This is a genomic window from Streptomyces sp. 1331.2 (assembly GCF_900199205.1).
Classification (GTDB): Bacteria; Actinomycetota; Actinomycetes; order Streptomycetales; family Streptomycetaceae; genus Kitasatospora.
The window spans coordinates 5,968,768-5,989,959 of record NZ_OBMJ01000001.1; the positions used below are offsets into that span (position 1 = coordinate 5,968,768).

General features: G+C 71.5%; 20 protein-coding genes and 3 pseudogenes. 20 read left to right on the forward strand and 3 right to left on the reverse strand.

Annotation, left to right across the window (positions count from 1 at the left end):
* Positions 1 to 4: 4 nt before the first annotated feature.
* Together CRP52_RS25865 and CRP52_RS25870 are read right to left on the reverse strand one after the other, a co-directional pair.
* Positions 5 to 676: a response regulator gene (locus CRP52_RS25865; RefSeq protein ID WP_049650980.1), complete on the reverse strand. Its 672-nt coding sequence runs from the start codon at positions 674 to 676 to the stop codon at positions 5 to 7.
* On the reverse strand, positions 677 to 1,600 hold the full coding sequence (locus CRP52_RS25870; protein WP_097238582.1) for a RecB family exonuclease: 924 nt from the start codon (positions 1,598 to 1,600) through the stop codon (positions 677 to 679).
* 164 nt (positions 1,601 to 1,764) lie between these two features.
* Here CRP52_RS25870 and CRP52_RS25875 point away from each other — a divergent pair, with 164 nt between their 5' ends.
* From CRP52_RS25875 to CRP52_RS25885, 3 genes are all read left to right on the forward strand, one after another.
* On the forward strand, positions 1,765 to 2,982 hold the full coding sequence (locus CRP52_RS25875; RefSeq protein WP_097238583.1) for a site-2 protease family protein: 1,218 nt from the start codon (positions 1,765 to 1,767) through the stop codon (positions 2,980 to 2,982).
* 73 nt (positions 2,983 to 3,055) lie between these two features.
* Complete coding sequence (locus CRP52_RS25880) at positions 3,056 to 4,015, forward strand: tRNA (adenine-N1)-methyltransferase (RefSeq protein WP_097238584.1); 960 nt, start codon at positions 3,056 to 3,058, stop codon at positions 4,013 to 4,015.
* A gap of 114 nt (positions 4,016 to 4,129) precedes the next feature.
* Positions 4,130 to 4,789, forward strand: a complete 660-nt coding sequence (locus CRP52_RS25885; RefSeq protein ID WP_143685827.1) for a hypothetical protein — start codon at positions 4,130 to 4,132, stop codon at positions 4,787 to 4,789.
* 52 nt (positions 4,790 to 4,841) lie between these two features.
* Here CRP52_RS25885 and CRP52_RS25890 read toward each other — a convergent pair whose 3' ends face one another.
* Positions 4,842 to 5,147: a ferredoxin gene (locus CRP52_RS25890; RefSeq protein ID WP_030055585.1), complete on the reverse strand. Its 306-nt coding sequence runs from the start codon at positions 5,145 to 5,147 to the stop codon at positions 4,842 to 4,844.
* Positions 5,148 to 5,431: 284 nt separating this feature from the next.
* Here CRP52_RS25890 and arc point away from each other — a divergent pair, with 284 nt between their 5' ends.
* From arc to CRP52_RS25970, 17 genes and pseudogenes are all read left to right on the forward strand, one after another.
* Positions 5,432 to 7,198, forward strand: a complete 1,767-nt coding sequence (arc, locus tag CRP52_RS25895; RefSeq protein WP_097238586.1) for a proteasome ATPase — start codon at positions 5,432 to 5,434, stop codon at positions 7,196 to 7,198.
* Between the two features lie 230 nt (positions 7,199 to 7,428).
* A pseudogene (dop, locus tag CRP52_RS25900) lies at positions 7,429 to 8,939 on the forward strand (depupylase/deamidase Dop).
* Positions 8,940 to 9,113: 174 nt separating this feature from the next.
* Positions 9,114 to 9,332 carry a ubiquitin-like protein Pup gene (locus tag CRP52_RS25905; RefSeq protein WP_030055588.1) on the forward strand — a complete coding sequence of 73 codons (219 nt, stop codon included), beginning with the start codon at positions 9,114 to 9,116 and terminating at the stop codon, positions 9,330 to 9,332.
* 132 nt (positions 9,333 to 9,464) lie between these two features.
* A pseudogene (locus CRP52_RS40880) lies at positions 9,465 to 9,542 on the forward strand (endonuclease VII domain-containing protein); the annotation flags it as partial.
* On the forward strand, positions 9,539 to 10,336 hold the full coding sequence (prcB, locus tag CRP52_RS25910) for a proteasome subunit beta (protein ID WP_373560573.1): 798 nt from the start codon (positions 9,539 to 9,541) through the stop codon (positions 10,334 to 10,336). The pseudogene CRP52_RS40880 and the gene prcB, both read left to right, overlap by 4 nt.
* Before the next feature lie 30 nt (positions 10,337 to 10,366).
* Positions 10,367 to 11,128 carry a proteasome subunit alpha gene (gene prcA / locus CRP52_RS25915; protein ID WP_097238588.1) on the forward strand — a complete coding sequence of 254 codons (762 nt, stop codon included), beginning with the start codon at positions 10,367 to 10,369 and terminating at the stop codon, positions 11,126 to 11,128.
* A gap of 112 nt (positions 11,129 to 11,240) precedes the next feature.
* Complete coding sequence (gene pafA, locus CRP52_RS25920) at positions 11,241 to 12,602, forward strand: Pup--protein ligase (RefSeq protein WP_097238589.1); 1,362 nt, start codon at positions 11,241 to 11,243, stop codon at positions 12,600 to 12,602.
* 138 nt (positions 12,603 to 12,740) lie between these two features.
* Entirely contained in the window at positions 12,741 to 13,730 is a 990-nt protein-coding gene (locus CRP52_RS25925) for an FKBP-type peptidyl-prolyl cis-trans isomerase (protein ID WP_097238590.1), read from the forward strand.
* A 202-nt stretch (positions 13,731 to 13,932) separates the two neighbouring features.
* Positions 13,933 to 15,249, forward strand: coding sequence for an FKBP-type peptidyl-prolyl cis-trans isomerase (locus CRP52_RS25930; RefSeq protein ID WP_097238591.1), 1,317 nt, complete (start codon positions 13,933 to 13,935; stop codon positions 15,247 to 15,249).
* A 148-nt stretch (positions 15,250 to 15,397) separates the two neighbouring features.
* On the forward strand, positions 15,398 to 15,796 hold the full coding sequence (locus CRP52_RS25935) for an FKBP-type peptidyl-prolyl cis-trans isomerase (protein ID WP_218893117.1): 399 nt from the start codon (positions 15,398 to 15,400) through the stop codon (positions 15,794 to 15,796).
* A 199-nt stretch (positions 15,797 to 15,995) separates the two neighbouring features.
* Positions 15,996 to 16,976, forward strand: a complete 981-nt coding sequence (locus tag CRP52_RS25940; RefSeq protein WP_097238593.1) for a helix-turn-helix transcriptional regulator — start codon at positions 15,996 to 15,998, stop codon at positions 16,974 to 16,976.
* On the forward strand, positions 16,973 to 17,929 hold the full coding sequence (locus CRP52_RS25945; RefSeq protein WP_097238594.1) for a helix-turn-helix transcriptional regulator: 957 nt from the start codon (positions 16,973 to 16,975) through the stop codon (positions 17,927 to 17,929). The genes CRP52_RS25940 and CRP52_RS25945 overlap by 4 nt, the downstream gene beginning before the upstream one ends.
* 3 nt (positions 17,930 to 17,932) lie before the next feature.
* Complete coding sequence (locus tag CRP52_RS25950) at positions 17,933 to 18,163, forward strand: hypothetical protein (protein ID WP_097238595.1); 231 nt, start codon at positions 17,933 to 17,935, stop codon at positions 18,161 to 18,163.
* Positions 18,164 to 18,251: 88 nt separating this feature from the next.
* A complete protein-coding gene (locus tag CRP52_RS25955) occupies positions 18,252 to 18,431 on the forward strand; it encodes a hypothetical protein (RefSeq protein ID WP_097238596.1) in 180 nt (59 codons plus the stop codon).
* Positions 18,432 to 18,653: 222 nt separating this feature from the next.
* Positions 18,654 to 18,821, forward strand: a pseudogene (gene tatA / locus CRP52_RS25960) (Sec-independent protein translocase subunit TatA); the annotation flags it as partial.
* Between the two features lie 148 nt (positions 18,822 to 18,969).
* Positions 18,970 to 19,866, forward strand: coding sequence for a twin-arginine translocase subunit TatC (tatC, locus tag CRP52_RS25965; RefSeq protein WP_097238598.1), 897 nt, complete (start codon positions 18,970 to 18,972; stop codon positions 19,864 to 19,866).
* A 160-nt stretch (positions 19,867 to 20,026) separates the two neighbouring features.
* Positions 20,027 to 21,187, forward strand: a complete 1,161-nt coding sequence (locus CRP52_RS25970; protein WP_257032860.1) for an NAD(P)/FAD-dependent oxidoreductase — start codon at positions 20,027 to 20,029, stop codon at positions 21,185 to 21,187.
* The last annotated feature ends 5 nt before the right edge of the window (positions 21,188 to 21,192 follow it).

Genomic DNA, 21,192 nt, shown 5'->3' on the forward strand with positions numbered 1-21,192 from the left:
GCCCCTACAGGGCGCCCGGGCGCACCAGCCCGCTCTCGTAGGCGTACACCGCGGCCTGCACCCGGTCACGCAGCTGGAGCTTGGTCAGCACGTGGCCGACGTGGGTCTTCACCGTGGTCTCGCTGACGAACAGCTCGGCCGCGATCTCTGCGTTCGACAGCCCGCGCGCCACCAGCTTCAGCACCTCCAGCTCGCGCTCGGTCAGCGCCCCCAGTGCCTGCGGCGGCGCCTCGTCGCCCGAGGGCAGCTTGGTGGCGTACATGTCCAGCAGCCGGCGGGTGATGCTCGGAGCCAGCATCGCCGCGCCGTCCGCCACCACCCGGATCGCCTGCACCAGCTCCTCGGCCGGCACGTCCTTCAGCAGGAAGCCGCTGGCACCCGCGCGCAGCGCCTCCACCACGTACTCGTCCAGGTCGAAGGTGGTCAGCACCAGCACCTTGGCCGGGCCGTCCCGCCCCGGGCCGGCGATCCGGCGGGTCGCCTCGACGCCGTCCATCCTGGGCATCCGGATGTCCATCAGCACCACGTCGGGCTGCAGCGCCCGCACCTGGTCCAGCGCCTGCTGACCGTCGCCGGCCTCACCGACCACCACCAGGTCGGACTCGGCCTCCAGGATCATCCGGAAACCGGTGCGCAGCAGCGGCTGGTCGTCGACCAGCAGCACTCGGATCGTCACCTAGGACACTCCTTGATCATCGGATCCCCCGTTGGGATCGTCTTCCTCCGACGTACGGGCCGGCGGCAGTGGCAGCGGCAGCGGGTACGGCGGCGGGGTGCCGCCGAACTCCGGGCAGCTGGCCTGGTGGTCGCACCAGTCGCAGAGGCGGTTGCGGGTGGCCGGGAAGTCCCCGGTGGCCACCGCGTGGCCGATCCGCTCCCACAGCGCCTGCAGCTTGCGCTCCACCGCGAGCAGGTCGGCCTCGTCCGGGTCGTAGCTGACCACGTCCCCGCCGCCGCCCAGGTACACCAGCTGGAGGCGCTTGGGGATCACGCCCTTCCAGCGCCACACCACCAGTGCGTAGAACTTCATCTGGAACATCGCCTTGCCCTCGAAGTCCCGCGAGGGCGCCCGGCCGGTCTTGTAGTCCACCAGCCGGACCTCGCCGGTCGGGGCGACGTCCACCCGGTCGATGTAGCCGCGCAGCAGCAGCCCCGAGTCCAGGGCCGTCTCCACGTACAGCTCCCGCTCCACCGGGTGCAGCCGGGTCGGGTCCTCCAGCCGGAACCACTGGCCGACCAGCTTCTCGGCGTCCGCCAGCCAGCGGGTCAGCGCCGCGCCGTCCGGGTCGTCCGGGAACAACGAGCCCAGCTCCGGCCGTTCTCCCAGCAGCCGCTCCCACTGGGGGCGCAGCAGGCCCAGCGCCCGCTCCGGCGTCCGCTCGGCCGCCGGGCTGTCGAACAGCCGCTCCAGCACCGCGTGCACCAGCGTGCCCCTGGTCGCCGCCGCGCTCGGCGGCTCGGGCAGCCGGTCGATCACCCGCAGCCGGTAGAGCAGGGGGCAGGTGAGGAAGTCCCCCGCCCGGGACGGGGACAGGCCGGTCGGAGGCGCCGCCGGGCGCACCGGGGCCCCGGTGGTGCTGGTGGTGTCGGTCTGCTGCATGGCTACGACCCTATTGCCCTTCGCTGTCATCTGACTGCCACCGGGCTGCCACCGCGGCCCGCGCAATGGGTATGAAGGCAGAAAGAGGGGCGCGAGGCCCCGGCGGTGCCGCGATCACGTAGCGTGGGCGCACCGGGGGCACGACGGGGGAGACGACCGAAGGGATCACGGTGAGCGACAGCAGGGGGCAGCAGACCTCCGACCAGCCACCGCAGGACGACGGCGGCCGCCCGACCGGGAAGCCGCCGGAGCGCAGCGGCGGCCTCCTGATGGGCCGGCCCTTCGGCGTGCCCGTCTACGTCACCCCCTCCTGGTTCGTCATCGCCGCGCTGATCACCTGGGTGTTCGGCGGGCAGCTCGGCGACGTGCTGCCCGACCTCGGCGGCGCCCGCTACCTGGTCGCGTTCTCCTTCGCGGTCGCCTTCTACGCCTCCGTCCTGGTGCACGAGCTCGCCCACACCCTGGTCGCGCTGCGTTACAAGCTCGGGGTGCGGCGGATCCAGCTGCAGTTCTTCGGCGGCGTCTCCGAGATCGAGAACGAGGCCACCACGCCCTGGCGGGAGTTCTGGCTGGCCTTCGTCGGCCCGCTGCTGTCCCTGGCGCTCGGCGGCCTGTTCTACCTCGCCGTACGGGCCGTGGACCTCGCCACCGTGCCCGGGGTGCTGCTCACCGGCCTGATGGTCTCCAACCTGGTCGTCGCCGCCTTCAACCTGCTGCCCGGCCTGCCGCTGGACGGCGGGCGGATGCTGCGCGCCGTCGTCTGGGCGGTCACCGGCAAGGCGATGACCGGCACCGTGGTCGCCGCCTGGGTCGGCCGGGCGCTGGCGGTCGCGGTGCTGTTCGGCCTGCCGCTGGTCAGCGCCGCCCGCGGGGTCGAGCGCAGCACCACCGACACCCTGGTGGACGCGGTGCTGGCCGCCGTGCTCGCCGCGATCATCTGGAACGGCGCCACCGGCAGCGTGCGCAACGCCCGGCTCAAGGAGGCGCTGCCCGCCCTGCGGCTGCGCGACCTGGCCCGGCGGGCCGTCGAGGTCACCGCCGACACCCCGCTCGGCGAGGCGATGCGCCGCGCCCACGAGGCCCGGGCCGGCGCGGTGGTCGTGGTGGACGGCCGGGGCGAGCCGATCGCCATCGTCCGCGAGTCCGCGGTCCGGGGCGTACCCGAGCACCGCCGCCCCTGGGTGGCCGTCGGCCCGCTCGCCCGCGACCTCGAACCCGGGCTGAGACTGGACGCCGACCTGAGCGGCGAGGAGCTGCTGCGGGCCGTCCAGGCCACCCCGGCGGGGGAGTACCTGGTGATCGAGGCGGACGGCCGGGTGTACGGCGTCGTCGCGCTCACCGACATCGAGCAGCGGCTGACCGCGGCCGTCGCCGGGCGGTGACCGCGGGGTGGTGACCACCGGGCGGTGATCACCGTGGTCGGCCGGAGCGCACGCTTCCCTTAGGATTGGCCGCATGTCCGAACCGACCGGTGCCGCCCGCCGACGCGGGCCCTTCCAGGTCGGGGACCAGGTCCAGCTGACCGACCCCAAGGGTCGCCACTACACGTTCACGCTCCAGGCCGGGAACCAGTTCCACACCCACAAGGGTGCGTTCCCCCACGACGAGCTGATCGGCGCCCCCGAAGGCACGGTCGTGCGCACCACGGGGAACGTCCCGTACCTCGCGCTGCGCCCCCTGCTCCCCGACTACGTCCTGTCCATGCCGCGCGGCGCCGCCGTGATCTACCCCAAGGACGCGGGGCAGATCCTGGCCATGGCCGACATCTTCGCCGGCGCCCGCGTGGTCGAGGCCGGTGTCGGCTCGGGCGCGCTCAGCACGTACCTGCTGCGCGCCGTCGGCGAGCAGGGCATGCTGGCCTCCTACGAGCGCCGGCAGGACTTCGCCGACATCGCCAAGGGGAACGTCGAGCGCTACTTCGGCGGGTCGCACCCGGCGTGGAAGCTCACCGTCGGCGACCTCCAGGACAACCTGGTCGAGACCGACGTCGACCGCATCATCCTGGACATGCTCGCCCCCTGGGAGTGCCTGGACGTCGCCTCCAAGGCGCTCGTCCCCGGCGGCCTCATCTGCTGCTACGTGGCCACCACCACGCAGATGTCCAAGACCGTCGAGGCGCTGCGCGACCACGGCACCTTCACCGAGCCGCAGGCCTGGGAGACCATGGTCCGCACCTGGCACCTGGAGGGCCTGGCCGTCCGCCCGGACCACCGGATGATCGGCCACACCGGCTTCCTGCTCACCGCCCGCCGCCTGGCGGACGGCGTCGAGCCGCCGCTGCGCCGCCGCCGCCCGGCCAAGGGCGCGTACGGCGAGGACTACGACAGCGGGGCGCCCGAGCCGTCGCTGCAGGAGCGCGCCGCCGCCCGCAAGGCCGCCCGCGCCGGCGACACCGACCAGCCCGACCTGGGCTGAGTCCGCACAACCGGAACAGGGGTGGCACGAGAATTCTCGTGCCACCCCTTTTGTCGTGGCCGGCCCGCCCCTGCAACGCCCCGGCCGGCATTTCCGTCAGCACGGTGTGGGAGGATGCTCGCTCACGCAGACCAGCTCCTGGAGCTCTGGAGGGGACGCCTGGTGGAGACCGCGGTCGGGACGACGGCGACGGCTGGACAGCAGACACCGCGGGGCCGCACCCGGCCCGGGCACGCGCGCACCGCCCCCTGGCACTGGGCCCTCGCCCTGGCCGGCTGCGGCGCGGTGGTGGCCGCCGCCCTCGCCGCCTCCCCGGCGACCGGCACCCCGGTGCCCGGGCACGGCACTCCCAAGGCCCTCGCCGCGAGCGCGGCCCCCGATCCGGCCGAGGTCCAACTCCCGCTGGACTGCGGACCGTTCCCGGTGAAGACGGTGCTCAGCGTGCCCGCCGAACTCGGCGGCGGCCGCCCCGGCACGGTGGTCGCGGCGCACTGCGACACCGAGACCGGCACCCCGCCGGACGCCGTCTTCCTGCTCGGCTTCGGCTCCGACGGCCGCCCCGCGGTGGTCGCCACCCTGCTCCCCGAGCGCGAGAACCTCACCGTGAACCGGCTCGCGGTGCGCTCCGACGGCGCCATCACCGGCCACGCGCAGGGGTATTCGAGCGAGGACGTGCCGCGCTTCCGGCCCGACATCTCACTCGACCTCAGCTGGACGCACAAGGGCGGCGGCTGGGAACGCTCCCAGACCGCCGCCCCGGTCTCCGTGGCCTGACAGCAACTCGCCCGCTCGCCTCCGGGCGCTCAGGCCCGGTGCCTCGGGGCGGTTACTCGGCGTCCGGCCCGTACACCTCGACCCGGTCGGACGCCCGGCGCACGTGGATGCAGTCGCCGGGGCAGTCCTTCGCCGAGTCCACCACGTCCTGAAGGAGCGTCAGCGGCACCGGGGCGCTCTCCCCGGGCTGCTGGCGCAGTTCGTCGTCCGGCCCCTTGACATAGGCGAGGCCGTCGATGTCCAGCTCGAAGACCTCCGGTGCGTACTGGACGCAGATTCCGTCGCCGGTGCACAGATCCTGGTCGATCCACACCTCCAGCGCCTCGGTCGCCGCAGCCGTCTGCTCGGTCACCGACATGGTCCCCTGCCGTTTCTGTCCCGGGTCGCCCTATTCCTGGAGCAATCCCGCCATTCGTACAACGATCGGAGCCGGAGTGGCGGTCGCGATCGGATATCACTTCGCTCGACGATACATCTGGCCCGCTTTGGGTGGTGCGCGGTGGGTATCCCCTATGCAGAGGGGAAGCACGCTGGGGCGAAGATCGGACACGCCCGTTCCATCTTTCTTGATCTAGGGGTTTACGGACCCCTGGTCCCAGGTAGGGTCTGGAAGCGTCCAGCTCCCCGGAGGAGGTGAGGACCGTGGCAGCCCACGATGACGACTACAACCGCAGCACCGGCAGGCCCGCTCGTGGTTCCGACGAGGCCGCTCAGGTCTCGTACCTAGAGCAGGAAATCGCAGTGTTGCGCCGCAAGCTCGCCGACTCGCCGCGCAATTCGAGGATCCTCGAAGAGCGGATCGTCGAGCTCCAGACCAACCTGGCGGGCGTGACCGCCCAGAACGAACGGCTCGCCTCCACCCTGCGCGAGGCCCGCGACCAGATCGTGGCCCTCAAGGAGGAAGTGGACCGGCTGGCACAGCCCCCGGCCGGCTTCGGCACCTTCCTCGAAGCGAACGAGGACGGGACCGCGGACATCTTCACCGGCGGGCGCAAGCTCCGCGTGAACGTCAGCCCCAACGTCGCCCTCGACGAACTGCGGCGCGGCCAGGAAGTGATGCTCAACGAGGCCCTCAACATCGTGGACGCGATGGCCTTCGAGCGCATCGGCGAGATCGTCACCCTCAAGGAAGTCCTGGAGGACGGCGAACGCGCCCTGGTTCTCGGCCACACCGACGAGGAGCGGGTGGTGCGCCTCGCCGAACCGCTGCGCGAGACCAACATCCGGGCGGGGGACGCCCTGCTGCTGGAGCCCCGTTCCGGCTACGTGTACGAGGTCGTGCCGAAGTCCGAGGTCGAGGAGCTGGTCCTCGAAGAGGTCCCGGACATCGACTACCGCCAGATCGGCGGCCTCAGCAACCAGATCGAGCTGATCCGCGACGCGGTCGAGCTGCCGTACCTGCACGCCGACCTCTTCAAGGAGTACGAGCTGCGCCCGCCCAAGGGCGTCCTGCTCTACGGTCCGCCCGGCTGCGGGAAGACGCTGATCGCCAAGGCGGTGGCCAACTCGCTGGCCAAGAAGGTCGCCGAGGTCACCGGCCGCCCCCAGGGGAAGAGCTACTTCCTCAACATCAAGGGCCCCGAGCTGCTCAACAAGTACGTGGGCGAGACCGAGCGGCAGATCCGCCTGGTCTTCCAGCGGGCCAGGGAGAAGGCGGGCGAGGGCACGCCCGTCATCGTCTTCTTCGACGAGATGGAGTCGCTGTTCCGCACCCGCGGTTCCGGCGTCAGCTCGGACGTGGAGAACACCATCGTCCCGCAGCTGCTCGCCGAGATCGACGGCGTGGAGGGGCTGGAGAACGTCATCGTCATCGGCGCCTCGAACCGGGAGGACATGATCGACCCGGCGATCCTGCGGCCCGGCCGCCTGGACGTCAAGATCAAGATCGAGCGCCCGGACGCCGAGGCCGCGAAGGACATCTTCTCCAAGTACCTCAAGGAGTCGCTGCCCTTCCACCCGGACGACCTCAAGGAGCACGACAGCTCCGTCGAGGCGACGGTGGCCGCGATGATCCAGTCGGTCGTGGAGCGGATGTACTCCGAGACCGAGGAGAACCGCTTCCTGGAGGTCACCTACGCCAACGGTGACAAGGAGGTCCTGTACTTCAAGGACTTCAACTCCGGCGCGATGATCCAGAACATCGTCGACCGCGCGAAGAAGATGGCCATCAAGGACTTCCTCGACCACGGTCAGCGCGGTCTGCGCGTCTCCCACCTGCTCGCCGCCTGCGTGGACGAGTTCAAGGAGAACGAGGACCTCCCGAACACCACCAACCCGGACGACTGGGCCCGCATCTCCGGCAAGAAGGGCGAGCGGATCGTCTTCATCCGCACGCTCGTCACCGGCAAGCAGGGCGCCGAGTCCGGCCGTTCGATCGACACCGTCGCCAACACGGGGCAGTACCTGTAAGCACACACGGTTACCCGGGCCGGCAGCGGTCCCCGGAGCTGTACGCACACCGTCCGGCTGTGGCGCCTCGCGGCCCCGCAGCCGGACGGCGCGTCTCGGGGCCCGCCGTCCGGCGCCGGGTTCTAGGCTCGACCCACCGTTCGCGGGCAGATCGCCGGCGTCGGTGTTGTTCAGCGGTACGTCAGCGTGTCCCGCCCGTCGGGGGCGGGGCACCGGGCAAGGAGGGCCGCATGACCGTACGGCGCGTGATGGGCATCGAGACCGAGTACGGGATCTCCGTGCCCGGCCACCCCAACGCCAACGCCATGCTCACCTCGTCCCAGATCGTCAACGCGTACGCGGCGGCGATGCACCGGGCACGGCGGGCCCGCTGGGACTTCGAGGAGGAGAACCCGCTGCGCGACGCCCGGGGCTTCGACCTCGCGCGGGAGGTGGCGGACGCCAGCCAGCTGACCGACGAGGACATCGGCCTCGCCAACGTCATCCTCACCAACGGGGCCCGGTTCTACGTGGACCACGCACACCCCGAGTACAGCTCGCCCGAGGTGACCAACCCGCGCGACGCCGTGCTGTGGGACAAGGCCGGCGAGCGGATCATGGCGGCCGCCGCCCAGCGCGCGCTGGAACTGCCCAACGGCCAGACCATCCACCTGTACAAGAACAACACCGACAACAAGGGCGCCTCCTACGGCACCCACGAGAACTACCTGATGAAGCGGGCGACCCCGTTCGCCGACATCGTCCGCCACCTCACGCCGTTCTTCGTCTCCCGCCAGGTGGTCACCGGCGCCGGCCGGGTCGGGATCGGCCAGGACGGCTCGGCGCACGGCTTCCAGATCAGCCAGCGGGCGGACTACTTCGAGGTCGAGGTCGGCCTGGAGACCACCCTCAAGCGCCCGATCATCAACACCAGGGACGAGCCGCACGCCGACGCCGAGAAGTACCGCCGGCTGCACGTGATCATCGGGGACGCCAACCTCTCCGAGATCTCCACCTACCTCAAGCTGGGCACCACCTCGCTGGTCCTGTCGATGATCGAGGACTCCTTCATCGCCTCCGACCTCGCCGTCGACCAGCCGGTGCGCACCCTGCACCGGGTCTCCCACGACCCGACGCTCAAGCACCTGATCACCCTGCGCAACGGGCGCAAGCTCACCGCGGTCCAGCTCCAGCTGGAGTACTTCGAGCTGGCCCGCAAGTACGTCGAGGACCGCTTCGGCAACGACGCGGACGAGCAGACCGTGGACGTCCTGGTCCGCTGGGAGGACGTGCTGGGCCGGCTGGAGCGCGACCCGATGTCGCTGTCCAGGCAGCTGGACTGGATCGCCAAGCGGGAGATCCTGGAGGGCTACCGCACCCGGGACGCCCTGGAGTGGTCCAACCCGCGGCTGCACCTGGTCGACCTCCAGTACAGCGACGTGCGGCCCGAGAAGGGCCTCTACAACCGCCTGGTGGCCCGCGGGCGGTTCGAGCGGCTGCTGACCGAGGACGAGGTCGAGCGGGCCGTCTCCAAGCCCCGGAGGACACCAGGGCGTACTTCCGCGGGCGCTGCCTGGAGCAGTACGCGGAGCACGTCGCGGCGGCCTCCTGGGACTCGGTGATCTTCGACCTGCCGGGCCGGGACTCGTTGCAGCGGGTGCCCACCCTGGAGCCGCTGCGCGGCACCCGCAACCACGTCAAGGAGCTGCTGGACCGCTGTCGCACGGCGGAGGACCTGCTACGGGTCCTGTCCGGCGGGTAACTTTTCGATCACCACGGGTGAACGTCCGCCGAATGGGAATCATCCGGGGTGGCAGCGGGTGTTGGACAGGAAGCGCCACCGGCAAACCGGGAGCGGCAGTCGCACCTTGTGTATAGGGTCGGTGCAGCAAGCAGCGACCCAACCGTGCCAGACGAATCGAGCGGGGTGAGGGAAATGGCGAGCAAGGACACCGGCGGCGGCCAGCAGCGGGCGAACCGCTCCTCCGAGGAGGTCGAGGAGCAGGTTGCGGAATCCCAGAATTCCGACGACCTCAAGGAGCGCCAGGAAAAGCTGAGCGACGACGTCGACGCGGTACTGGACGAAATCGACGAAGTCCTCGAATCGAACGCCGAGGATTTCGTCCGGGGATTCGTGCAGAAGGGCGGGCAATAGCCCCTCCCCGGTCATCGGGAATTCACGGTCGAGACCGTCGAGGGCGGTCGGGCGGCTTCTGCCGCCCGGCCGCTCGGCACCTCCGCTCCAGGCGTGGACAAAGATCGTCGGGCGGGTAGGGTGCGGGCAATGCGCGCTTCAAGCTACCTGGAAGGAATCGTGTGGAAGCCAACACTCGTGGCACCGGGCGTCTACCGGCTGCCTTCCTGACCCCGGGGTCGTCCTCGTTCCTCGACTTCCTCGCCGAGCACAGGCCGGAGCTGATCCCCGGCCTGAGAGGGCTCCCCGAGGGAGTCGTCGTCGAGGCCCCGCACGGCACCACGATCGTGTCCGCGGTCTTCGACGGCGGCGTGGTGATCGCCGGTGACCGCCGGGCGACGATGGGCAACGTGATCGCCCAGCGCGACATGGAGAAGGTGTTCCCGGCCGACGAGTACAGCGCGGTGGGCATCGCCGGCACCGCCGGCCTCGCGGTCGAGATGGTCCGGCTGTTCCAACTGGAGCTGGAGCACTACGAGAAGATCGAGGGCACCGTGCTCTCCCTGGAGGGCAAGGCGAACCGCCTCACCACCATGATCCGGGGCAACCTGGGCATGGCGATGCAGGGCCTCGCGGTGGTGCCGATGTTCGCCGGCTACGACCTCGACCTCGGCCGCGGCCGGATCTTCAACTACGACGTCACCGGCGGGCGTTCCGAGGAGCGCGGCTTCGCCGCCACCGGCTCGGGCTCGGTCTACGCCCGCGGCTCGATGAAGAAGCTCTACCGCGAGGGCCTGACGGCCGACCAGGCCTCGACCCTGGTCGTCCAGGCGCTCTACGACGCGGCGGACGACGACTCCGCCACCGGCGGCCCCGACCTCACCCGCAAGATCTACCCGCTCGTCTCGCTGATCACCGAGGACGGCTTCCGCCGCCTCACCGACGCGGAGGTCGCCGAGATCGCCGTCTCGATCACCGACGAGCGGCTCGTCCACCCCAACGGCCCGCAGGCCCCGCTGCTCTAGCCACACCTCACAGGAAAGGGACGACCGCCGGTGTCGACACCGTTCTACGTCTCGCCCCAGCAGGCCATGGCGGACCGCGCGGAGTACGCCCGCAAGGGCATCGCGCGCGGCCGCAGCGTGGTCGTGCTCACCTACGCCGACGGCATCGTCTTCGTCGCCGAGAACACCTCCAGGGCGCTCCACAAGGTCTCCGAGATCTACGACAAGATCGCCTTCGCGGCGGTCGGGCGCTACAACGAGTTCGAGAACCTGCGCATCGGCGGCGTCCGCTACGCCGACCTGCGCGGCTACTCCTACGACCGGGCCGACGTCACCGCCCGGGGCCTGGCCAACGTGTACGCCCAGACGCTGGGCACCATCTTCTCCTCGGTCGGCGAGAAGCCGTACGAGGTCGAGCTGATCGTGGCCGAGGTCGGCCGATCCGCCGACAACGACCAGATCTACCGGCTCACGCCGGACGGCTCGGTCGTCGACGAGAAGAACTACGTGGTGGTCGGCGGCAACGCCGACTCCATCGGCAACTACCTGGGCCAGCGCCACCGCGTCGGCCTGAGCCTGACCGAGGCGGTGAAGGTCGCGGTGGACTCGCTCGCCCGCGATCCCAACGGCGGCAGCCCGCGCAGCCTCACCCCGGAACAGCTGGAGGTCGCGGTCCTCGACCGCCAGCGGTTCCAGCAGCGCAAGTTCAAGCGGATCCTGGGCAACCAGCTCGGCCGACTGCTCGACGGGGACCAGTCCGCCGAGGCGGACGACGAGGACAAGCCGGCGGCCACCCCGCCGTCGGACGAGTAGTGCCTTCGGAGTCCCGTGCGGCGCGATCGCCGTACGGGACTCCGGTGCCCCTGCGGCGGCCCGGCCGCCGTGGAGGCGGTTTCGGACAGCTCCGACAAAGCAAGGAGTGCTCATGGACCGCCGGATTTTCGGGCTGGAGAACGAGTACGGCGTGACCTGCACGTTCCGCGGGCAGCGGCGGCTGTCGCCGGACGAGGTCGCGCGGTACCTGTTCCGCCGGGTCGTCTCCTGGGGCCGCAGCAGCAACGTCTTCCTGCGCAACGGCGCCCGGCTCTACCTCGACGTCGGCTCCCACCCCGAGTACGCCACTCCCGAGTGCGACGACGTGGTCGAGCTGGTGACCCACGACAAGGCGGGCGAGCGCATCCTCGAAGGCCTCCTGGTGGACGCCGAGCGGCGGCTGCACGAGGAGGGCATCGCCGGGGACGTCTACCTCTTCAAGAACAACACCGACTCGGCCGGCAACTCCTACGGCTGCCACGAGAACTACCTGGTGGCCCGGCACGGCGAGTTCTCCCGGCTGGCCGACGTGCTGATCCCCTTCCTGGTCACCCGGCAGCTGATCTGCGGGGCGGGCAAGGTGCTGCAGACCCCGCGCGGCGCGGTGTACTGCGTCAGCCAGCGGGCCGAGCACATCTGGGAGGGCGTCAGCTCCGCCACCACCCGCTCGCGGCCGATCATCAACACGAGGGACGAGCCGCACGCGGACGCCGAGCGCTACCGCCGGCTGCACGTGATCGTCGGCGACTCCAACATGTCCGAGACCACCACGCTGCTCAAGGTCGGCGCCACCGACCTGGTGCTGCGGCTGATCGAGGCCGGCGTGGTGATGCGCGACCTCACCCTGGAGAACCCGATCCGGGCCATCCGCGAGGTCAGCCACGACCTCACCGGCACCCACCAGGTGCGGCTCGCCAACGGCCGCGAGGCCAGCGCGCTGGACATCCAGGAGGAGTACTACAGCAAGGCGCTGGAGTTCGCCGACCGCAAGGGCATCAACACCGGCACCATCGGCCGGGTCCTCGACCTGTGGGGCCGCACCCTGGAGGCCGTCCGCAGCGAGCGGCTGGACGGGGTGGCCACCGAGATCGACTGGATCATGAAGTACAAGCTCATCGAGCGCTACCGCGAGAAGCACCAGATGAGCATGTCCAACCCGCGGGTCGCCCAGATCGACCTCGCGTACCACGACATCCACCGCCGTCGGGGCCTGTTCTACCTGCTCCAGGGCAAGGGCCAGGCGCAGCGGGTGACCACCGACCTCAAAACCTTCGAGGCCAAGTCGATCCCGCCGCAGACCACCCGGGCCCGGCTGCGCGGGGACTTCATCCGCCGGGCGCAGGAGCAGCGCCGGGACTTCACGGTGGACTGGGTGCACCTGAAGCTGAACGACCAGGCGCAGCGCACGGTGCTGTGCAAGGACCCGTTCCGCTCGGTCGACGAGCGGGTGGAGAAGCTCATCGCGGGGATGTAGCCCGTGGGCGCCGCGACCGCGGCGATGTGATCAAGGTCGTGACCGGCCCCGGTGGTGTCTACCGGGGCCGGACGCGCGCCGGGCATACGCTGTCCGTCGAGTCAGGAGAGCCGACTTCGACCGACAGTTAGGACCACCGTGCGCCGCACCGCCGGTTTGCTTCTCACCCTGCCGCTGCTGCTGGCGGTCGCCTGCAGCAGTTCCCCCAAGGCGGCCGGTCCGGCGACGCCGTCCACGGCGAGCGCCGCTCCGACGGTGCCCGCGCCGGTCAGCGAGGCGTCGCCGATGCCCACCCTCTCGGGCGGCGGCTTCGGCAGCAAGGCCACCATCACCATCCCCGAAGGCCAGCAGCCCAGTGGCCAGTTCGTGGTGAACACGGTGATCGACGGCGAGCGCTCGACCGTCAACAAGGGCGACTGGGTGACGGTCAACTACACCGCGAAGGACTGGACCACCGGCAAGGACCTGCCCAGTTCGTACGACCCGAACGGCAAGCCGCAGCTCTACCAGGCCGGCAGCGGGCAGTTGGTGCCGGCGCTGGACCAGAGCGTGATCGGGAAGAAGGTGGGTTCCCGGCTGCTGGTGGTGGCCCCGCCGGCGGCGGCCTTCGGTGAGCAGGGCTCCGGCCAGCTGGGCGTCAACAAGGGCGACACCGTGGTGTTCGTGCTGGACATCATGGAGAGCCTGCCGCAGGACTCCACGCTCACCGGGAACATGACCCAGCCGGCCGCGACGCTGCCGCAGGTCAAGGACAACGGCAAGGCGCCGGTGACGATCACCATCCCGACCGGTCAGGCGCCGCCCACCGACCTCCAGCAGGCGGTGCTGATCAAGGGCGAGGGCAAGCAGGTCAAGAGCGGGCAGACGCTGGTGGTGCAGTACACCGGGGTGCTGTGGAGCAACGGCCAGCAGTTCGACGCCTCCTGGACGCACGGCGGCGCGCAGGCGGTGCAGATCGGTACCGGCAGCGTGATCGAGGGCTGGGACAAGGGCCTGGTCGGGCAGAACGTGGGCAGCCGGGTGCTGCTGGTGGTGCCGCCCGCGCTGGGGTACAAGGACCAGGCCCAGGGCGCCGTCCCGGCGAACTCCACGCTGGTCTTCGTGATCGACATTCTGGAAGCGGTCTAGGAAGTCACCCGGGGGATTCCGTACGCTTGGGCGGACGCTCGTACAACGAAGCGTCCGCCCTCATCCTGAGCTGTCATACTGCCCTCGCGCTGTGGCAAGCGCCGTCCGGCGCCAAGGTACGGGCGGGCGGTGCGGCGGCAGGCCGGCGCTCAGCACGCCGGGCGCAGACCTGGAAGACCTGTGGCGAGATGGATGGGGAGTCATGACTGAGAAGACGCCGAGCCCGGGCGGGGCCGGCACCGCGGCGAACGACAGCCCTGCGGGTGACCCGGCCGCCTCCCGTCCCGGCGGCCCGCTTCCGGGGGACGGCGAGTCGATCGTCGTTCCGCCGTCGATCCTGAAGCAGCAGGCCGGCTGGGCCCGGCCCGGTGACGCGCCGCGTGCCGCGGGCGGGACGAAGACCGACGACACCCCGCAGATCTTCGCCTCCAACGTGCGCAAGAGCGACACCTCCGAGGCCGGGTACGACGAGAACCCGCCCGGTGTCGGCAGGCTCGGCGTGATCCTCGGCACGGTGCTGGCCGTGCTGCTGGCGGGCAGTGCCGTGACGCTCTACATGGTGAACAAGGACGGCTCCAAGGACGACGCGTCGGCGGCCAAGCCCGACGCGGCCAAGACCGCGCCGCCCACGCCGACCGCCGACCCGGTGCCGCCGGTCAAGGACAGCGCCAAGGTGCTGCCGACCGTCGCCGGTGACTTCGGCAAGAAGGCCGACATCCAGGTGCCGGCCGACAAGTCCGACGGCTCCTTCGTGGTGAAGGTGCTCACCGAGGGCACCGGGCCCAAGGTGGACAAGAACTCCTGGACCTCGGTGGACTACACCGCCAAGGACTGGAACACCGGCAAGGACATCCCGAGCTCGTACGACGCCAACGGCAAGCCGCAGATCTTCCAGGCCGGCACGTCCTCGCTGATCCCGGCGCTGGACCAGGCCGTGCTCGGCAAGAAGGCCGGCAGCCGGGTGCTGGTGGTGGCCCCGCCGGCCGCCGCGTTCGGCTCCCAGGGCAAGGCCGACATGTCGATCGGGCCCAAGGACGACCTGATCTTCGTGATCGACATCCGCAACGCCAACGCGCCCGACGCGGTCGTCAGCGGCACGGTCACCCCGCCGCCGGCGGACTTCCCGCAGGTCAAGGACAACGGCAAGAAGCCGGCCGAGATCACCCCGGTGGCCGGCGCCAAGGACCCGACCGAGCTGAAGTCGCACGTCCTGATCAAGGGCACCGGGCCGAAGGTGGAGAAGGGCGACAAGGTCCTCGTCCAGTACACCGGTGCGCTGTTCAAGGACGGCAAGGTCTTCGACTCCTCGCTCGGCAAGGGCCAGGCGTACGCCTTCCCGCTCGGCGGCGGCCAGGTCATCCAGGGCTGGGACCAGGGCCTGGAGGGCCAGACGGTCGGCAGCCGGGTCGAGCTGGTGGTCCCGGCCGCGCTGGGCTACGGCGACAAGGGCCAGGGCGACATCCCGCCCGGCGCGACGCTGGTCTTCGTGGTGGACATCCTGGACGCCGGTGTGGGCTGATCCACTTTCGGGTGAGAATGGTGTGCGTGTGACCTTCGGGTCCGGCCGCGTGGCCGGGCCCGGACGGGCGGCGGGCGCCCGTACCGTGGTCCATTCCGGGACCACGGTACGGGCGCCCGCTGCTTGGTCGTGAAATGCAAAGCGAGACATGAGAAGAGGGACTGTGAGCGTCAACCTCAACGAGAAGCCCGAGATCGACTTCCCGATCGGCGACGCCCCGACGGAGCTGCAGATCCGCGACATCGTCGTGGGCGACGGCGCGGAGGCCAAGAAGGGCCAGAACGTCAGCGTCCGCTACGTCGGCGTGACCTTCGAGACCGGCGAGGAGTTCGACGCCAGCTGGAACCGGAGCCCCAACGAGTTCCGCTTCCCGCTGGGCGCCGGCCGCGTCATCAAGGGCTGGGACCAGGGCGTCGTCGGCATGAAGGTCGGCGGCCGCCGCGAGCTGACCATCCCGGCGAAGCTGGCGTACGGCGCGCAGTCGCCGTCGCCGCTCATCCCGGCGAACTCGACCCTGATCTTCGTGGTCGACCTGCTGGCCGTCTGAGGCCCTTCGCGCCGTGGGCCGGACCCCTCCGGGGGCCCGGCCCACGGGCGTGTCCGGGCCCGGAGGGCACGGGCGGAGGACCGGGTTCGGGAGGCGGCTTTTGCAGTGCGTACCGCTACCGGTACGGTCGGTCCCGCCGGGTCGAGATCGCCCGGTTGGCGCACCCCGCGCGCGGCGCGGCACACCGGAAGGGTCAGCGATGGCGATCGCCAAGGCAGAGCGGCTGATGAATCTCGCCCTGTGCCTGATGAACACCAGAAGGCCGCTCTCCAAGAAGGAGCTGCGGGAATCCATCGAGGCGTACCGCGAGGCCTGGCAGAGCAGCAGCGAGGACGCCTTCAACCGGATGTTCGAGCGGGACAAGGACGACCTGCGCGAACTCGGACTGGTGATCGACGTCGACGAGAGCGCCCTGGACGGCGAGTTGGGCTACCTGGCCCGGGCCGACCGCAACCGGCTGCCCGAGATCGCGCTGGACGCCGAGGAGGCGGCCGCGCTGACCCTGGCGGCCCGGGTCTGGCAGCAGGCCAAGATGTCCGGCGCGGCCAGCGGCGCGCTGCAGAAGCTGCGTGCGGCCGGAGTGCCGTTCACCGAGGCCGAGGGCCGTACCGCCCTGGAGCCGCGCATCCCCGCCCGGGAGGCCGCGTTCGAGCCGCTGCTCACCGCCGCCCGGGACCGCCGCCCCGTCACCTTCGAGTACCGCAAGGCCGGCGCCGCCGCCGTCGAGCAGCGCAGCGTCGAGCCGTGGGCGCTGGAGTGCTGGCGCGGGCACTGGTACCTGGCCGGGTACGACCGCGACCGGGGCGACGCCCGGGTGTTCCGGCTCAGCCGGATCACCGGCAAGGTGCGGGCGAAGAACGGGGCCTTCCTGGGCACCGTGCCCGAGCACGTGGACGTCCGGGCCACCGTGGCGAAGTTCGCCGGCGAGGGCGCCACCGCCACCGCCACCGTGCGGGTCCGGCGGGGCGCGGGCTTCCCGCTGCGCACCAAGGCGCTGGCCAGCACCCGGGTGGACGAGGTCTGGGACGAGCTGGAGATCCCGTACGGCAACGGGCTGGGCGCCGACCTCGCGGAGTTCGGGCCGGACGTGGTGGTGCTCGGGCCGGAGGAGCTGCGGGCGGATGTGATCGACCGGCTGCGGGCGGTCGCGGGGCTGGACTCGGAGGACGTTCGGGCATGAGTAACGCAATCGACCAGACGCGACGGATGCTGTCGCTGGTCACCTACCTGCGCGAGCGGCCCGGGGCCGAGGTCGCCGAGGTGGCCCGGGCCTTCGGGATCAGCGAGCGCGAGCTGATCGGAGACCTCAACGTGCTGCCGATGTGCGGCACCAGCTTCCGCGGCGGCGACCTGCTCGACATCGACACCGACGGCGAGCGGATCTGGTGGCACAACGTCGACGACGTGGCCCAGCCGCTGCGGCTGGCCGCCGACGAGGCCACCGCGCTGCTGGTGGCCGCCCGCGCGGTCGCCGGACTGCCCGGGCTGCGGGCCGGGGACCGGGAGGCGCTGACCCGGGCCGTCGCCAAGATCGAGAACGCGGCGGGGGAGAGCGCCGAGGGCAGCGCCCGCGTCGGCGTGACCTTCGAGGCGGAGAGCCACGTCTTCGCCGACATCGACCGGGCGCTCAGTGAGGGCCGCCGGCTCTGGCTGCGCTACTACTCGCACGGGCGCGGCGGCATGACCGAGCGCGAGGTCGACCCGATCCGGCTGCTCACCGAGGGCCACACCTACCTCGAAGCCTGGTGCCGCACCTCCGAGGACCACCGGATGTTCCGGCTCGACCGGGTCGCCGAGATCCGCGTCCTGGACGTACCCGCCGACCCGCCCCGGCGCGAGCCGCGCGACCTCAGCGGTGGGCTGGTCAACCCGGCGGCCGACGACCCCGAGGTCGTCATCGAGGTCTCCTCCGCCGGACGCTGGGTCGCCGAGTACTACACCCACGACCGGGCCGAGGAACTGCCCGACGGCGGGCTGCGGATCACCCTGCGCAGCGCCGACCCCTCCCAGCTGCGCCCGCTGGCGCTGCGGCTGGGCCGGGACGGCCGGATCGTCTCGCCGCCCGAGCCGGCCGAGCAGGCGCGCTCGGCCGCGCGCGAGGCGCTGGCCGCCTACGGGGAGGGGCAGGTCTGAGCGGTGGAACCCGGGACCAGATTCAAGGTGTACTGCTCGGAGTGCCGGGAGAAGGTGGAGCTGCCCGCCGAGGAGTTCCGGCTGACCCTGGGGCGCACCCCGGCCCAGGCGCACTACAGCTTCGGCTGCCCGCAGTGCGGGGCGGCGGTGCGCAAGCAGGCCGGGGAGAAGATCGTCGAGGCGCTCACCGGGGCCGGGGTCCGCACCATGCGGCTCGTGCCGGCGGAGGGGTAGCGGGCGGGGTGAGCGGGGGTAGCGGGCGGGGCGAGCTGGGGTAGGAGTCGGGGCGGGCCCCGCTCGGGGCCCGTATAGGGTGGGGCGCATGTCCTGGATGCTCGTCGCCGCCGTCCTGCTCGCCACGGCGGGCCTGCTGGTCCTGGGGGTCCTCGCGATCCGGCTCTGGCTGGACGTGCGGACGCTCGCCAAGGGCGTGGACGCGGCCTCGCGGGCGCTGGCCTCGGCGGCGGAGGACCTCGCGGAGGCGGTGCCGGGCCGGGCGTAGCGCCCTGGCGCGGCGCCCGCGGCCCGTAGCACGGCGAAACCGTTCGCGGTACGGGGGCTGCTGCGCGGAGGTAGGGGCGGGTTACGCTCTCAGATGGCTCCTGAGAACCGTGTACCGGGGGCCGCTGTCCTGTTCGGGCGGCCGTCGTCGTGGCGTCATCCGCAGCGGTTACCATCCGCAGCGGACGGCCCGTCGGGCCGCCATGACTGAAGGTGGTCGGCCATGCGCATCTCGATGACCGCGATCGTCGTGATCGTGGTAGTCGCCATCGTGCTGTTCGGAGCCAAGCGGCTGCCGGAGGTGGCGCGGTCGCTGGGCCAGTCGCTGCGGATCCTGAAGAGCGAGGCCAAGGCGATGCGTTCGGACGGGGAGTCCGGGGCCGACGGCGAGCGTCGGCCTTGAGCGCGACGCACACGGCGCACGCGACGCACACGACCACGCAGGCCCGTCGACCGGCGGGCCTCGACGCACGAGTTGAGGACCGGGGTTGAGCAAGCTCTCCAAGGCGTCGAAGGCGCCAAAGGACCCTGAGGGGCGGATGGCCCTCGCCGACCACCTGCGGGAACTGCGCAACCGCGTGGTGAAGTCGGTCCTGGCGATCGTGCTGTTCGCGGCCATCGCGGCGGTCTTCCACAAGGACATCGAGCACTTCCTGCTCCAGCCGCTGCCGCAGTGCAACACCAAGGTGGCCGCCGACCATTACCACGGGCGCTGCGCCCAGGTGTCCAACATCGGCCTCACCGCGGGCTTCAACTGGATGCTGAAGGTCGCGCTGACGGCCGGCGTGGTCGCGGCCGTCCCGGTCTGGCTGTACCAGGTGTGGGCCTTCGTGGCGCCCGGTCTGCACCGGCACGAGAAGAAGTACGCGATCCTCTTCATGGTCTGCGGCGCCCCGCTGTTCCTGGCGGGCGTGGGCTGCGCGATCATGGTGATGCCGACCATGGTCGAGATGCTGATCTCGTTCACCCCGAGCGACACGACGCCGATCCTGCCGCCCGAGGACTACTTCGACATCGCCACCCGGATGGTGCTGGTCTTCGGTCTGGCCTTCGAGTTCCCGCTGCTGCTGGTGATGCTCAACCTGGTCGGCATCGTGACCGGCAGGCGGCTGCTCGGCTGGTGGCGCGGGATGGTCATGGCCATCACCGTGTTCGCGGCGTTCGCCACCCCGGGCGCCGACCCGGTCAGCATGCTGCTGCTGTCGGCGCCGATCTGGGCGCTGTACTTCATCGCCGTGGCGATCGCGCTCTTCAACGACAAGCGGAAGGCGCGGCGCAACCCGGACGCGGGGCTGGACGACGAGGAGGCCTCGCACCTGGACCTGTCCGTGCAGCCGGTGGCCGGTGCGGAGGCCGTCCGGGCGTCGGCGGCGCCGACGGCGAGCAGCGCCCCGGTGCCGGGCGCCCGCCACGAGCAGATGGACGACATCACCTGAGCCGGTGAGCCGTCGTAGGCCGTCGTGGCCGGCGTAGGCCTTCGTGAGCCCCGGCCCGTCGCTTCCGAGCGGCGGGCCGGGGCTTTTCGCTGGTCGGGGGCTCCCCCGGGTTTCGGCGGGTGGTCTTGGCAGGGTTGATGGCATGTGACATATTACTGGCGTGCTGAAGACCCAGAGACCTCCCCTGGACGTCGTCGTGGTCGGCGCCGGAGTGGTCGGCGCCGCCTGCGCCTACTACGCCGCCCGCGCCGGGCTCGCCGTCGCCGTCGTGGACCGCGGGCCGGTGGCCGGCGGCACCACCGGCGCGGGCGAGGGCAACGTGCTGGTCTCCGACAAGGAGCCCGGCCCCGAACTCGACCTCGCACTGCTCAGTGCGCGGCTCTGGCGCGAACTCGCCGACGAGCTCGGCGCGGCCGTCGAGTACGAGCCCAAGGGTGGCGTGGTGGTCGCCTCCACCGCCGCCGGGCAGGAGGCGCTGCGGGCCTTCGCGGAGGGCCAGCGCGCCGTCGGGGTGGTCGCCGAGGAGGTCCCCGGCGAGCGGCTGCACGAACTGGAGCCGCACCTCGCCCCCGACCTGGCCGGCGGCTTCCACTACCCCCAGGACGCCCAGGTCCAGCCCGCCCTCGCCGCTGCCCGGCTGCTGCTCGCGGCCCGCCGGATGGGCGCCGAGCTGATCACCGGGGAGACCGTGACCGCCGTGGACCGCGGGCCGGACGGCGCCGTGCGCGGTGTGCGCACCGACCGCCGCCGGCTGGCCGCACCCGCCGTGGTGAACGCGGCCGGCACCTGGGGCGGTGAACTGGCCGCGCTGGCCGGGGTGCACCTGCCGGTGATGCCCCGGCGCGGCTTCGTGCTGGTCACCGAACCGCTGCCGCGGGTCGTCCGGCACAAGGTCTACGCCGCCGACTACGTGGCCAACGTGGCCAGCAGCTCGGCCGGGCTGGAGACCTCCGCCGTGATCGAGGGCACCCCGGGCGGGCCGGTGCTGATCGGCGCCAGCCGGGAACGGGTCGGCTTCGACCGCACCCTCTCCCAGGAGGTGCTGCGCCGACTGGCCGTCCAGGCCGCGGAGCTCTTCCCGGTGCTCGCGGAGGTCGCCGTGATGCGGGCCTACCGGGGCTTCCGCCCGTACCTGCCGGACCACCTGCCGGCGATCGGCGCGGACCCCCGGGTGGCCGGGCTGTACCACGCGTGCGGGCACGAGGGGGCCGGCATCGGGCTGGCTCCGGCGACCGGACTGCTGATCAGCGAGCAGCTCGCCGGCAAGCAGCCGGAGCAGGACCTCGCGCCGTTCCGGGCGGACCGGTTCCCGGCCGGGTGAGACCG